The sequence below is a fragment of the Variovorax sp. DAIF25 genome, assembly GCF_050711835.1.
GTDB lineage: Bacteria > Pseudomonadota > Gammaproteobacteria > Burkholderiales > Burkholderiaceae_C > Variovorax.
Genome location: NZ_CP136636.1, coordinates 1,346,028 through 1,360,902 on the forward strand (window position 1 = coordinate 1,346,028; position 14,875 = coordinate 1,360,902).

The 14,875-nt window shown below is 64.7% G+C and carries 11 protein-coding genes; all 11 read right to left on the bottom strand.

Annotated elements, in window-relative coordinates; translation table 11 throughout:
- Positions 1–97: 97 nt before the first annotated feature.
- Positions 98–391, bottom strand: a complete 294-nt coding sequence (locus R0232_RS06095; protein ID WP_431511541.1) for a hypothetical protein — start codon at positions 389–391, stop codon at positions 98–100.
- 62 nt (positions 392–453) lie between these two features.
- Positions 454–858 (bottom strand): hypothetical protein, encoded by a 405-nt coding sequence (locus R0232_RS06100; protein ID WP_431511542.1) that lies wholly within the window; start codon positions 856–858, stop codon positions 454–456.
- Positions 845–4,024, bottom strand: coding sequence for an efflux RND transporter permease subunit (locus R0232_RS06105; RefSeq protein ID WP_431511543.1), 3,180 nt, complete (start codon positions 4,022–4,024; stop codon positions 845–847). The genes R0232_RS06100 and R0232_RS06105 overlap by 14 nt, the downstream gene beginning before the upstream one ends.
- The gene (locus R0232_RS06110) at positions 4,021–5,754 is read right to left on the bottom strand and encodes an efflux RND transporter periplasmic adaptor subunit (RefSeq protein WP_431511544.1); all 1,734 of its coding nucleotides are present in this window, start codon (positions 5,752–5,754) and stop codon (positions 4,021–4,023) included. The genes R0232_RS06105 and R0232_RS06110 overlap by 4 nt, the downstream gene beginning before the upstream one ends.
- On the bottom strand, positions 5,751–7,106 hold the full coding sequence (locus R0232_RS06115) for a TolC family protein (RefSeq protein ID WP_431511545.1): 1,356 nt from the start codon (positions 7,104–7,106) through the stop codon (positions 5,751–5,753). The genes R0232_RS06110 and R0232_RS06115 overlap by 4 nt, the downstream gene beginning before the upstream one ends.
- A 135-nt stretch (positions 7,107–7,241) precedes the next feature.
- The gene (locus R0232_RS06120; RefSeq protein WP_431511546.1) at positions 7,242–7,688 is read right to left on the bottom strand and encodes a hypothetical protein; all 447 of its coding nucleotides are present in this window, start codon (positions 7,686–7,688) and stop codon (positions 7,242–7,244) included.
- Between the two features lie 274 nt (positions 7,689–7,962).
- Positions 7,963–8,409, bottom strand: coding sequence for a hypothetical protein (locus tag R0232_RS06125; protein ID WP_431511547.1), 447 nt, complete (start codon positions 8,407–8,409; stop codon positions 7,963–7,965).
- Between the two features lie 160 nt (positions 8,410–8,569).
- Positions 8,570–11,239 (bottom strand): AAA family ATPase, encoded by a 2,670-nt coding sequence (locus R0232_RS06130; RefSeq protein ID WP_431511548.1) that lies wholly within the window; start codon positions 11,237–11,239, stop codon positions 8,570–8,572.
- A gap of 51 nt (positions 11,240–11,290) precedes the next feature.
- Entirely contained in the window at positions 11,291–12,553 is a 1,263-nt protein-coding gene (locus tag R0232_RS06135) for a type II restriction endonuclease (RefSeq protein WP_431511549.1), read from the bottom strand.
- A gap of 185 nt (positions 12,554–12,738) precedes the next feature.
- Positions 12,739–14,154: a heavy metal sensor histidine kinase gene (locus R0232_RS06140; RefSeq protein WP_431511550.1), complete on the bottom strand. Its 1,416-nt coding sequence runs from the start codon at positions 14,152–14,154 to the stop codon at positions 12,739–12,741.
- Complete coding sequence (locus tag R0232_RS06145) at positions 14,151–14,834, bottom strand: heavy metal response regulator transcription factor (protein WP_431511551.1); 684 nt, start codon at positions 14,832–14,834, stop codon at positions 14,151–14,153. The genes R0232_RS06140 and R0232_RS06145 overlap by 4 nt, the downstream gene beginning before the upstream one ends.
- Between the last annotated feature and the right edge of the window lie 41 nt (positions 14,835–14,875).

The window sequence follows — 14,875 nt, forward strand, 5'->3', positions numbered from 1 at the left end:
CGTTGAGCTGAGACGCGCGAAGATGCGTTTGACTTCGACCAACAGCGCTTGCGCTTTGGCGCCCGGAAGACGCGGGTCTCCGCGGGCGCTCAACGCACTACGACGGCATGTTCTTGCACGCCTTCAACTGTTCTTCGTACCGTGCCTTGCGCCAGCGGGTTTCTCCCGGAGTGGTCAACGCGCGCGGGCCATGATCCAGCGGCAGCACGAGTGGAGGTGGCGGACAGTCCGGCGAGCCTTTACCGGAGAGTAGGTCGGTGCGCCGCTCGGCGGCAGCCACCTGCTGGGCCTTGCGCGCTTTCTCGATGACCTGGAAATCGGGGCCCGCCAGAGCGGGCAAGGCGATTCCCAAGGTCAGGGTGCTGACGAGGATGAGGAATGACTTTTTCATGATGAACTCCTGGCATTGATCGGAAGGAAGCAAACGCGAGCCGTGACGCTCGCTGTCACCGATCAATCCAGCCACCGGCAGTACAGGATGCGCACTGGCAACCGTACGTGCCGACCTCCCGCGTCGAAATACTCCCCATCCGGCACCGGCGCCACATGCACCGGCCACGCCATGGCCTCATGTTCGCGACATTCGCCGCCGACCTCGTGCAGCGATGGCCCCGGGGCGCTGTAGCACAGCGCGCAGGGCATAGCATCCATGGCCACAGGCATGGTGGCCACGCCCATGACCGCGACAGCAACAGGTCCCGTCGTGACTGGAGTGACCGCGCGTGCAGTCCACCCTTCGTCCTGCGAAACAGGCATCGACGCCTGCGCTGCCGTGCCGAACAAGGCCAGGAACAGGCACAGGAACAGCGCAGCGCCGAAAGAGGTGCGGCGTAGTTGCGGGCGATCAGGCTGGGCCATGGCCTTTTCTCCAGAACGCGCGGCGAGGCGTGTGCCGGTCGCGAGTTTCGCGCGGCCGCCGCATCAGCAGGTACGCCGCGGGAATCACGAACATCGACAGCAACGGGGCCGTGATCATCCCGCCCACCATCGGTGCGGCAATGCGCTGCATCACCTCCGAGCCGGTGCCTGTTCCCCACATGATCGGGAACAGGCCCGCCAGGATGACCGCCACCGTCATGGCCTTGGGGCGCACGCGCAGCACCGCACCTTCGCGGATCGCGTCCAGCAGGTCGTCGGTGCCCGTCTTGCCCTCGTCGATGCGCTCGTCCCAGGCGTGCTTCAGATACAGCAGCATGATCACGCCGAACTCCGCCGACACCCCCGCGAGCGCGATGAAGCCGACCGCGCCGGCGACGGACAGGTTGTAGCTGAGCAGGTAGAGCAGCCAGATCCCCCCGACCAGTGCGAACGGCAGCGCCGCCATGATCAACAGGGCTTCGTCGAAGCGCTTGAAGGTCAGGTACAGCAGCACGAAGATGATCAGCAGAGTGAACGGCACCACCACCTTCAGCTTCGCCGTGGCGCGCTCCAGGAACTCGAACTGACCGGACCACGACACCGCGTAGCCCGGCGGCAGCTTCACCTCCTTCGCAACCACGCGCTGCATGTCCTGCACCGCTGAACGCAGGTCTCTTCCGCGAATGTCCACGTAGACCCAGCCCGACAGCCGCGCGTTCTCGCTGCGCAGCATCGGTGGCCCGTCGGTGACACGGATGTCCGCCACGTCGGAGAGCACGAGCCGCGCGCCGCGCTCGGTGACGATCGGCAGGGCCCGTAGTTGTTCCAGCGAGTCGCGGATCTCCCGCGAGTAGCGCACGTTGATCGGGAAACGCTGCAGGCCTTCAACCGTCTCGCCGATGTTCTCGCCGCCCACCGCCGAGGCGATGACCGATTGCACGTCGGCGATGTTCATGCCGAATCGCGCCGCCTCGTCCCGCTTGATGTTCACGTCCACGTAGCGGCCACCGGTGAGCCGCTCGGCCAAGGCGCTCGACACGCCCGGCACGTCCTTGAGCACGCGTTCGATCTCCCCGGTGATGCGGTCGATGGTCGCGAGGTCGGTGCCCGCCACCTTCACGCCCACCGGGCTCTTGATGCCCGTGGCCAGCATGTCGATCCGGTTGCGGATCGGTGGCACCCAGATGTTGGTCAGGCCGGGCACCTTGACGATGCGGTCGAGCTCCTCGACCAGCTTGTCCTGCGTCATGCCGGCGCGCCATTGCTCGCGCGGCTTGAACTGGATGGTGGTCTCGAACATCTCCATCGGCGCCGGATCGGTCGCCGACTCCGCGCGCCCGGCCTTGCCGTAGACGCTCGCCACTTCGGGAACTGTCTTGATCAGCCGGTCGGTCTGCTGCAGCAACTCGCCGGCCTTGCCCGCCGACAACCCTGGCAATGCCGATGGCATGTAGAGCAGATCGCCCTCGTCCAGGCGCGGCATGAACTCGCCGCCGATGTGCTGCAACGGCCAAAGACTCAACAACAGCACGACCACGGCGCCCGCCAGTGTCAGTTTGGGCCAGCGCAATACCGCGTTCAACAGCGGCTGATAGACGGCGATGAGCAGCCGGTTCAACGGGTTGGTCTTCTCATCGGGAATCCTGCCTCGGATCAGATAGCCCATCAGCACCGGAATCAACGTCACCGAGAGTCCGGCTGCGGCGGCCATCGCGTAGGTCTTGGTGAAGGCCAGCGGCGAGAACATCCGTCCTTCCTGGGCTTCCAGCGTGAAGACGGGAATGAACGACAGCGTGATGATGAGCAGCGAGAAGAACAACGCGGGCCCCACCTCGGCCGCCGAGTCCGCGATCACGCGCCAGTGGGTTTCCCCGCGCAGCGTCTGGTCCGGGTGATCGTGCTTCCACTTCTCGATGTGCTTGTGGGCGTTCTCGATCATCACCACTGCGGCATCCACCATCGCGCCGATGGCGATGGCGATGCCACCGAGCGACATGATGTTGGCATTGACGCCCTGGTAGCGCATCACGATGAAGGCCGCCAGGATGCCGATCGGCAGCGAGACGATCGCGACGAACGCGGAGCGCAGGTGGAACAGGAAGATGAAACACACCACTGCGACGACGATGAATTCCTCGAGCAGCTTGAAGCCGAGGTTCCGTACCGCTCGCTCGATCAGGTTGGACCGGTCGTAGGTCGGCACGATTTCCACGCCTTTGGGCAGGCTGGCCTGCAGGGTCTGGAGCTTTTCCTTGACGGCGGTGATGGTCTCCAGCGCGTTCTTGCCCGAGCGCATCACGATCACGCCACCGACGGCTTCGCCTTCACCATCGAGCTCGCCGATACCGCGGCGCATCTCCGGTCCGACCTGGATGCGCGCGACGTCGCCCAGGCGCACCGACACACCGGCGTCGGTCGTCATCAGCGGGATCTTGCGGAAATCCTCCAGGCCCTGAAGGTAGCCCGAGGCCCGCACCATGTATTCCGCCTCGCCCAGTTCGAGCACCGAGCCGCCGGTCTCCTGGTTGGCTTTCTGGATGGCCTCCACTGCCTTGGTGTGCGGGATCCGGTAGGCGGCGAGCTTCTCCGGATCGAGCACGACCTGGTACTGGCGCACCATGCCGCCGATCGAGGCGACCTCGGCCACGTTGGGCACGGTCTTGAGTTCGTACTTGAGGAACCAGTCCTGCAAGGCGCGCAACTGGGAGGCGTCCTGTGTGCCGCCGCGGTCGACCAGTGCGTACTGATAGATCCAACCCACGCCCGTGGCGTCGGGCCCGAGCGAAGCCTTAGCAGCCGCCGGCAGGCGTGACTGCACCTGGTTCAGGTATTCCAGCACCCGTGAGCGCGCCCAGTACAGATCGGTTCCGTCCTCGAACAGCACATAGACGAACGAGTCCCCGAAGAAGGAGTAACCGCGAACCGTCTTGGCCCCCGGCACCGACAGCATGGTGGTGGTCAGCGGGTAGGTGATCTGGTTCTCGACAATGCGCGGCGCCTGGCCCGGATAGGTCGTGCGAATGATGACCTGCACGTCCGAGAGATCCGGCAGCGCGTCGAGCGGCGTACGCATTACTGAATACACGCCCCACGCGCTGATCATCAGCGTCGCCAGCAGTACCAGGAAGCGATTGGCGATGGACCACCGGATGAGCTTGGCGATCATGGCTTGCTTCCCGGAGTTGCGGGCGCAATCGGCGTAGCTGGCGTTGCGACTGGAGGGGCCTTGGGGTCCGCAGCAGTGCTTGCCGAGGGAGCCGTTGCCGTGGGCGTCACCCGGGTGAGTTGCGGCAGGTCGTCCGTGTCGATGAAGAACTCGAAGCTCGCGCGATCCCCGGGTTTCAGGCCGCTGGACAACCCGCTGGACGGCAGCTTGAACTCCATGGTCATGGCGCCCCACTTCATCGTCGGAATCGGGCCGTGCGAGAAGGTCATCGCGTCCTTGGTGATGCTTTCCACCTTACCTTCGCCCACATGCCTCGGGGCCCCAGCAGCCGGGGCAGAGGGAGTGGATGCGGCAGGCGTGGTCGCAGTGGGCGCGGCGTTCAGGCGTGCCTCGACCCCCTTGAGACTGGCTTCCGAGTCGATCAGGAACTGCGAGGACACCACGACACGCTGGCCGGCCTGCAATCCGCGCTTGATCTCGGTCTGGCCACCGCTTTCCAGGCCAATCTCGACGTCGACCGGCCGGAACCGGCCGTTGTCCTCCGCCAGCATGACAACCGCGCGCTTGCCCGTCTGGATGACGGCTTCGGTCGGGATCAGCAGCGCCTTGTCGGCACGCATGTCCGTGAACTGCATGGACACGAACATGCCGGGTACCAGCCTGCCGGTCGGATTGGCCAGCTCCAGGCGTGCCTTCAGGGTGCGCGTCACTGGATTCACATCGGGAAGAATGGCTTGCACCTTGCCGTCGAAGGTCTCGCCGGGTGCGGCAGGCGTTCTGGCCTGCACCCTGGAGCCCAGTCTCACCAGCGCCGCTTGACTCTCGGGCACCTCGGCATTGGCCCAGACGATGGCCAGGCCGTTGATGCGAAACAGCGTGGTGCCGGCGCTCACCGTCATGCCTTCGCGCGCGGCCAGTTCCGTGACGACGCCGCCGATGGGCGCGACCAGCGTGATGCGCGGCTGTGTGCGGCCGCTGCGAGCGACGAGTTCGATCTGCCCGTCGTTCATGCCGACCTGGCGCATGCGTTGACGCGCGCCATCGACCAGCGAGGCCAGGTCGGTGCCGCGCATGCGCTGCACCGACAGAAACTCCTCCTGTGCCGCGATCCATTCCGGGATATAGAGCTCGGCCAGCGCTTGGCCTTTTTTTACCTGGTCGAGCGTGGCACGCACGTTCAGGCGTTCGACGTATCCGGTCGCCCGGGCCTGCACGATGACCTGGTCGCGCTCGTTGAAGGCGATGCTGCCGACCGTGGTCACTTGCGGCGACACGGTGCCCTCGGCCACCACAGCGGTTCGAACACCCAGGTTCTGCTGCACGCGCGCACTCACCGTCACGCTGTTCTGGTCGCCATCGCCGCCTGCGTAGACAGGCGACATCATCATGTCCATGAAGGGCGATTTGGCGGGCTTGTCGAACCTGTTCCCCGGCACCATGGGGTCGTGGTAGTAGAGGATCTTCTTGCCGTTGGTCGGGTCGGTGTCGCCGGCCTTGAGGCCTGCTGCGATGTGGCGCCGCGTCGCGTCTTCGCCCATTTCGTTGGGAGAGGCTGCAGGAGCAGCCGTTGCGTTCGCTGACGGTGTGGCCGTCGCCGACGTGCCCCCGGAGGGGGCGGACGATGGGCCCAGGCTCCTGCCGCTCTGTACCCCGAAGGTGTAGGCACCGAAGGCTGCTGCGGCAAGGACTGCTGCCGCGATCAGTCCAAGATAGAGAGGTCTTGTTTTCATTTCTGCGGCTCCTTGGTCTCACTCGTGGCCGCGGATGGGCCGGTATCGAGCGCTGGATGGGTGGCGGGGATCAGGAACTCGAGCTGGGCCCAGAGTGCGGCGGTCTCCATCTCGAGGCGAAGGCGTTCCAGGCGCGTGTCGACTTCCATGCGTCGTGTTTCGAGTGCAGCGCTCAAAGTGCCCGCACCGCCGCGGTAGGCAGCCAGCACCGCCTGCGTGCGTTCGGCGGCGAGCGGGATGAGCGAGCTGTCGTACAGGGCGAGCCGCTTGCGGTTGCTCTGCCACTGCTGCAACCATGAGAGCGCCTCGGCGGCACTCTCTCGTGTCGCTTCCTCGCGCTGGGCCTGCAGCTGCTCGACCGCCGCCAGCTTGGCCGCGAGTTCCCGATCCTGGCGATTCTTCGGGTCCAACTGCAGCGGGATCGACAGATTCAGCGACACCATGTTCGAGTAGGCCGCCCCCCGCTGGCTGTACATCAGCTCGACGCTCCAGTCGGAGCGCTTGTTGCTTTGCGCGACGTCGGCTTCGGCGCGCGCCACGCCCTCCTGCCGTGCCATCAGCGCGATCTGCGGGTGCTCACCGATCTGGGCCTCCAGATTGCGGGCGTCCAGGCGCACGGAGCCAAGATCCGGGAGCACCATGGAGGGCTGGGGGGTGCCCGGCCCGACCCAACGCGCCAGACGCGTCTGGGCCGTGGCGATCTGGCGCTCCTGCGCAAGGATGCGGTCGTCCAGTTGCGCCAGCGCGGAGCGCGCCGTGAACACATCGGCCTGTGTGCCTCGGCCGCCGCGGTAGGCGGCGTCGGCGCCCTCGATCTGCAGGTTCAGCTCGGCGCGTTGGGTTTGCAGCAGTTCCCGCATCCGCCCCTGGAAATAGCGATCAAGCCAGGCGGTCGCGGTGTCGCGCCGCAGGTTGGCCAAGGCCACGGCGCGGCCCGCTTCGGCGACCTCGGCTTCCCGGTCATAGCGCGCCGAACGGGCCTGGCGCTTGTCGGAGCGAGTGAATTCCTGCATCACGCCGATCGAGCGCATGGTCATGAAGTCGCGCGTGAGGCTGAAGCGGTCGCTTCCATTGACGGGCAGATTGCTGATGCCGGCCTTCAGTACAGGATCGGGCAGCTGCCCGGCTGCCACGGCCATGGCGCGTGCGGCGCCGGCGGCGGCATCCTGCGCGACGAGCTGCCGAGAACGCTCCTCGGCGAGCCGCAGCGCCGCCTCGAGGGTCAGCGTCTGTTGTGCATGGGCGCTCAGGCCTAGGGTGCTTGCGCACAGCGCCAATGCGACAGCCCAATGACGAACGGGGCGGCGCGCGGATCGCACGATCGGCGCAGCCGGAAAAGGAATGGGAAACATGGAATCTCCTGACGAACCTGCGGATAGGTTGTCGGGCCGCGCCGGACGCCGAGCAGAGTTCGACGAAAGCGGCAAGGCTCGACCGACGCGCCATACCGGCCCTCATTGGGCCGTCAGCGCAAGTCGGTCAGGCGATCAAGTTCGGTAGACGCAGTGCAGGATGGCGTGCGGCGGCGATGCCGCAACCAGTGCACTCAAAGAAGCCGCCGCAGGGCGCGGCGGGGATGCCGTCTCAGGCACCCAGGGGGTCATGGGGTAGATCGCAGTCAGCAACACCACGGGGACCGTCAGTGTGGAAGCATGGTCGCTTTGCTGGCCGTACTTGCAGTGCTCGGCACACAGGTTGCCGGAAGTCGTATCTGTCGCACCGACCATGTCCGCACAGGGCGACCCTTGCATGGCCGAGTCACGGGCGTCGTCTGTTGCAGCGGCAGCGTCTTGCGCCATCGACATCTCGGTGGACGGCCCACCCGCCAGACCCGCGGAGAGCGCGGGGCAGGCGTAAGCGGCGATCGCCAGCTGCGAGAACAGCAGCAAGCCGATCAGGCTCCGGGCCACCATCCGCACGAGTCCGCGTGTCATCGCTGCACCTCTGGCAACACCGACACGACCACACGCTCAACGCATGAAGCGCTGGCGAGCCGTGTGAGGAGGGTTGCAGCGATGGCCATGGAAAGACGCGTGGAACGCAACTGTGTTGTGGAGTCAGCGCTTTGAAAGTGGTTCCGCGAATTCTAGGCCTTGTGGCTCAGGCATGGAGCAAGCCGCTGATTACTGCGGCTTGCGGCGGACCATGCTGTCATGGTCGACGCTCAAAGGTTCGGGCCACCCGTTGTGCATGGGGCGTCCGAGCCACTCAGCGACGTACGGCTGCGGGCGTGCCCGGCAACGCCTCCTGCTGGGTGAGGCGCTGACCCGACGCGCCGAACGCGGGATCGTTGCGCAGGCGCGCGTACGCGGCGGCCGCTTGCCGATAGGCCGGACGGGACGTGTCCGCGCCCGCTTCGCCGTTGGTGGCTGCGGCCAGACCCGAACGCATCCAGGCCATGGTGTCAGCTTGCACCATGGCGCGTGTGTTGGAGGACACGCTCACGACGGCTCGCGGATTGCCCTCGGGATAACCTTGGTCCACCGAACCCTGCAGCCAGCGCTGCGTGTCCGCGGCCACTGCTGCGCGGCTGGTGCTCGACGTCAGCGGTGCCGGGCGAGGATCGCCTTCGGCATAGTTGCCGGCCAGTGCGGGTCCGGCGATCGCGCCGAGCAGCGCGGCGAGGGTCAGGGAGGTCTTGAGAGAAGTCTTCATGATCGGTCCTTTGGCAGTGGAAGGGTTGGCATCTGCGGAAATGAACAGCGCTGTGGCTTGTCTTTTTCCGATGCATCAACTTTAGGCCGCGGGTCCGTGAGTTTCCGCACGCGCAGATTACAGCTTTGTCATTTGCAGGGTGCGTTGGATCACATGGCTTTCAGGCGCCGGCGGCGGGTGCCGCGGGCACAGGTTGGGGTGCCACGGCTCTTCCCAGCACAAGAGCATCGAGACGTTCAAGCGTGCCGACCACCAGTTCGACAACTCCGGGCTCGAAGTCCTCGCGATCCTCTTCCTCGTGCGTTCCCTTGTTCAGGTAAGTCCAGACGTGAGCGTTGGCGGCAAGAAGCGTCTGGAGGCATGCGATCACCTCCGCTTTGTCCTGATGCGCGAATCCGGCTGCCCTGGCTTTGCTGAGAAGCTGCTCGCACAGGTTCCGCAGCTCTGGCTCCGCACCCGGTCGGCGCATGGAAATAGACAGGTTGCCATGGTCGTGGTTGATCAACCATTTCCAGACTCGGCCGCTGAGCATCTCCAACGCCTGGCGGGACGCAGCGAGGGCGCCGCGATCGTTCATGCCGTTGATGGCCGCCCGGGCTTCCACGAGATAGCTGCGAATCTGCGGATCGGCATGGATCACAGGGTGGTAGTCGCCTCCGTGGGGACGGATTCCATACACTTGCAGATCGTTGCGGTGAGCCGGCAGCAGGTGATTTTGGATGTCCTTGATGAACTCTTGGCTGTGACAGGTCACGATGAGTTGCGTGTCGGCGAAGCGCTGTGCATCGAAGATGGTTTCCCGGATCCCTTGACGATGCTCGGTGTCAATGGCGTTGATCGCATCGTCGAAGACGATCAGCGGTGCGCCAATGGCGGTTGCCTTGGCCATCAGCACGGCCAAGCCAAGGCACCGAATGTGCCCTTCGCTGAGCACCTGCAGCGCGTCATGCCGCCGCTCGGGGCTGCCTCGGAAGGCAACCTGAATGCGCATGGCGTTCGATGTCGGCAGGAACAATGCGGCAAGCTTGTCCTCGTTGCGGTCCTGCCGATTAAAGTCGTTGTAGAGCGCCATCGCCGATTCGTTCAGCCCCGCCATCAGTTGCGCCGGCAAGCCGTCACGGTATTGCCTGAGCAATCGAAGAAATGCGTCGTAGGCCACGCCAATGCGCATATCGAGTTCGATCTCGATTCTTTCCGCCTCAGCCTCCTCGATGAGTGCCGCGTTCTGCCCGTCGAACGCAGCCACGCGCGCGCGTGCTGTGTCGACCAGGAGCGTAAGTTGTTGTCGCCTGGAAGCCTGGGCCACGGCGCGTTCCTTTAGACCTTGCAACTTGTCGCGCTCGCGGATTCGCTGTGCACGCTCGTCCGCGGCGGTCCTCGTCTCGGCATCGCGCAACTCGGCTCGATCCGCTGCTGTGCAGAGCTTCTCGAATTGCGTCGCGCCGCCGTCGGCTGGCTCCTGCAACGCAGTCCACCAAGGGCTGGCAATTTCGATTTGTAGGGGTGCTCGCGCGGGAGCTGCGTCGCCCAACTCTTCGTCCTCGAACCTCCGCAGTCTGTCGACCACTGCGCGCAGCGCTTCGGAAGCTGTGTCGCGTGTCGTGCGCGCCGCATTTCGCGCGGTTTGCAGTTCTGCCAGTTCGCGAAGTTGGGCGAGACCATCGACCGCCTTGACGAACGGATCGCGAGCGACTTGAGCCAGCGGAGTGTCGCACGCGGGGCACGTCGCACTGTCGACCTTGCGCAACTTCGAGACGGCGGTGTAAAGCTCCTGGAAGGAGATTTCATCGCCCTTGCCCCGCAACTGTCCCTCACGAGCATCAAGTTCGGTCTGTTTTTCTGTGGCCTCCGTCAAACGACGATCAGCGACTGCGCGCGACACGCCCACCAAGGCCGGTTGAACCCGATCGATCAGCGCCGAAAGCTCTTGCAATCGTCCAGGCGCCTGCTCTGTCCCGATGTAAGCCTGCATCGCATCGAAGCCGAGATCCGGCGGCAACTCGGCGGCCAAGGCGGCGTCTTCGAGGTTCAAAGCAGTGATCGCCTCTCTTTCTCTTTCCAGGGTCTGCTGGTCCTGAGTCAGGCCGGCGCGTGCGGTGGCCAGTTGCCTCTGTTTGACGGACATCAGTTTCAACTTGGCATCCATGGAATCGTTGAAATTCCCCACGAAGTCGTTGAACTGGTCCATCCCGAAAAGCGTGGCAATCAGCGCGGAGCGCTCGGCTGGCGCCCTGGAGGCCAATCGAGAGAATGAATCGATCCGGTTCTTCTCCACGAACAGAAATCGGTGCGCGTCCTGGTTGGGCCGCAGGTTGACGACTTCGCCGCGTGCATCCCTCGCGCTGAGCGCAGGTGCGACGAAGCGACGCTCATGGACATTCGCCAGATATGCGTCAGCGCCAAGGCGTGTCGCCTCCGCTTCATCAACACTGCCGAGCAGCGCGTACTCCAAGGCTTCGCAGAAACTGCTCTTGCCGCTTCCGTTTGGGCCGTACATCAAGGTGATACGCCTGCTGAGATCGAAATCTTCGGCTTGGCGAAAGCCTCTGAAGGGCCCAACTCGTAAACGATTCAGTCGTGTCCATGCCCAATCCTGTGCTGCCGCATTGGCAGCGATGTCTGGCATGTCGGTCAGAGAACCCGCAAGATCGCGACGACAGAGTTCTGCCAGGAGACCCGCTCTCTGCGACTGACGGTTCGAGGTGCGTGCGACGCCATCGAAATTGGCGAGCACCAAGTGCGCCAGGCGTTTCACGTCATCGGCGATGCCCCGGGGTTGCCCATGCAGCCACTGGACGAATTGCTCGAAGTCTCGCTTTGCAGAGGACATGCCCTTTACCCCTTCCTGAAAGTAGGCAACCCGCGCCAGCAGGAATCTGGATCACAGCAAGTGAGAGATCTCGCTCAACGGCTTCAAGCCCGAGCCGAATCGTCCGATCGCTTCTCGATGCGTCCCGAGTTCGCTGTAGGGCAGATAGCGGATGCCGAGCTCGGCGACGCGCGAAAACGCCGGGCGGCGTAGCTGAAGCCGGACATCCTCGCGTCGCGCATCGGGCGCCACCAGGAACATCGACACGCCGACGCCCAGCGCGGTGCCCAGCGCGAGGTCCAGCATTCGCACGATGCCTGAGTAAATGGAAGTCGAGTGCTCCACCTCGAAGGCTGCAGCGATCTTCGAACCGTCGGCTTCCACCCAGATCACGTCGATCAGGCGCACCGAGTCCAAGCCGGGCTGGGCGCCCGCGGGCAGCTGCGTCAGGCAACCATCGCCGAGCCGGCCCCCCGCATAGCTGCGTCCCTGGTCGTTCGAGGCGATCCAGACGCCGAAGCCGAGCGACTTGCCCAGATCGCGCAGCCATCCCTGGATTTGCGTGTGGGTTGCCTCGCTCTCGCGGTCCGCGGCCCAGCGCTTGTGAGCGGCCGCTGAATCTTCACGGACCTTCTCGAGGTCGGCCTCCCAGCCCTGAACGGCCGCGACGTCGTCGCTGCGCGGCGGCGCCGTGTACCGGCCCGAGCCGATGTCGAAGAGCAGTCCGGCCAGTGCTCCCATGTCGTTGGACAGCAGCCGGCGGTGCTGCTCGTTCAGCCGAAGGCAGCCCTCGCGCATGGAAAGGTAGTGATCCCACTTGCCGAGCTTGACGTTGCTGCCCGTGACGGCGTTGTAGCCTTTCACGATCGCGGTGTTGAACGGCATCACGATCGTGGGATGGACGAAGTACAGCAGGTTCGCCACAGCTGGCCCGAGGCCCTTGATCCGATGCGCATCGATGCGGCGGATGGCCTCGACCACCTCCTCAGCGTTGTCGCAGCAGTCGCAGGCATGCAGCAGCCGGGCGAAGGCACGCTGATTGGCTGCGTTCTCGTAGATGTCGGGGATCCGCAGCTTGGGCTTCCAGAGAAACGCGTGGTCGGCGCCCTTGAAGATCTGGCGCTGCTCCGCCACCGACGCGACGACGGTCTCGAGCGAGGAGCCTCGAAACGCGCTGCCGAAGGTCCCCGCATCGATGTCCTTGACTACCTGGGCCAGGCCCCGTCGGATGGATCGGAAATTCTTCAGCCGCTCGTCCCACAGAAACCACGAGTTGTAGGTGCTCAATGAATCGGACTTCCAGTGACCGATGAGAACTTCAAGACCAAGGGACATGGGCACGGAGGATTGAAGTGCGCAAGGCGCGACACCGTCAATTGAAGCACGGGCCGATCCGGTCAGGTCAGCATTTCTCGCGAGAATCTCTGGCAGTCGTCTCGCAGCCTGACCCCGCAATGGGATCGCATGAGGCACAGGCGCCCCTTGTTCAGTGAAGCGCGCCGCATGCCGGGCAACGCACATCAACTTTCTGGCGTTATCGAAAAGCTGATCTCGGTGACACCCGAGCGGGATGTAGCACGGGTCTGGCCGCCATGCATTCGTGCGATGGCGGCCACGATCGCCAAGCCAAGCCCATGGTGTTCTGACGAGTCGGTGCGAGACCGCTCTGCCCGGAAGAACCGCTTGAAAAGATTGGGCAGAACCTCGGCTGCGACCGGTTCACCGCGATTGGCAACCTTGACCCAGACGCCGTCGGACTGCGTGTCGATCACTACCGCGATCGTGGAGCCGGGCGTCGCATAGCGGCTCGCATTGCTCAACAGGTTCGACAACGCACGGCGCACCAGCCCTGCATCGATGCCGATGCGCGCGTCGCCGCTGACGTGGACCCTCAGGCCTGTGTCTTCCAGCATGGCCTCGTGGAAATCCAGCACCGTTCGCACCTGGTCGGCGAGACTGACTGGCGCGGATCGGCGCGCCACCGTCCCGCGGTCCGCCTTCGACAGGAAGAGCATGTCGATCACGATCGCGGAGACCCGTCTCGCCTCTTCCAGCGCCGACAGCAAGGCGTCCCGAAGTTCCTCGATCGATCGCGGCCGGGCCAACTCGACCTCGACCATCCCGATCAGGTTGGCCAGCGGGGTGCGCAGTTCATGGGCCACATCCGCATTGAAGGATTCCAGCTGCTGATAGGCCTGTTCGGCGCGATCGAGCACCGCATTGAACTGCGCCACCCACGGCGTGATCTCGGAGGCATACGGGGCGGGATCGATGCGTCGCCCCGGATGCTCCGGCCCGGTCGCGGCAGTCTGCTGAACGAGCTTCTTCAATGGCTGCATCCCCCGATGCACCAGCAAGGCGCCGGTCAGCGAGATGACCGCCGAGCCGAGGACCACCGCACCCACGAGCGTCCAAGCCAGCCGAGCCAGAATCTTGGCGTCCTCCCGGACATCGATGCCAAGCTGCAGCTGCATCGCAGCGTCGCCCGACGGCATCGGCTGCTCCTGCATGGGCATCCACACCCAGCGCCCCGAGGTCCGAGCCGGCGCGGACGAATAGATGATCTCGTCGCCACTGCGCAACACGAGACTGATCTCCGCGTGGGTCGAAAAGAAGTCGTCCAGCTTGTGGCGCAGTCCGTCGCGCCCCGGGTCATCGCGCGATTCCTGAATCAGGTGCTTGATCAACTCGGACTGGCGCTCGAACTCGCTGGCCTGCTTGACCTGGAAGCTCCAGGCGGTGACGGCGTAGATCGCCACGCACACCAAGCTGAGACCGATCAAGGCCTGGGCTGCAAACCAGCGCGACAGTGCGGCCTGGATGGATCCAGTGCCCTGCGCATGCGCCGTGATGGCCTGCGCACGCCCCTCTGGCGGGACTGCCACGATGTCGGTGGCCGGGCTCAGTCCTTCTGCCACGGTCTTGGCGGCGCTCACGGGATGCCGCCTTGCCGGCTCTCCAGCACGTACCCCATGCCGCGTACCGTGTGCAGCAGCTTCTCGTCAAAAGGATCGTCGATCTTGCTGCGCAGCCGCCGGATGGCCACTTCCACGATGTTGGTGTCGCTGTCGAAATTGATGTCCCATACCTGCTCGGCCAACTGGGTGCGCGACAGCACATTGCCTTGGCGGCGCATGAGCAGCGTCAGCAGCGCGAACTCCTTGGCAGTCAGCTCCAGTCGAAGCCCGTTGCGCGTCGCCTTGCGCGCCACTACATCGAGGTTCAGGTCTTTGAGCGTGTAGTTGGACACCTCGTGCAATTTGCCGCGGCGCAGCAGCGCCTGGATCCGGGCGAGCAGTTCGGAAAACGCGAAGGGCTTGGCAAGGTAGTCATCCGCACCGCTTTGAAGTCCACGCACACGGTCCGCCACTTCATCTCGGGCTGTAAGCATCAGCACAGGCATCGACTTGGATTTGCGCAGGGCCTCCAGAACGGCAAAACCATCGATGCCCGGCAGCATCACGTCCAGCACCAGCAGGTCGTAGTCGCCGTCCAAGGCGAGGCTGCGCCCCTCAAGGCCGGAGCGCGCGAGGTCTACCACGAAGCCGCTCTCAGTCAGGCCCTTGACGAGGTAGTCGCCCAATTTGTGTTCGTCTTCGATGACCAGGATTCGCATCGTTGAATGCTACGGCGCGGGGTCGCGAGCGTGGATTACTT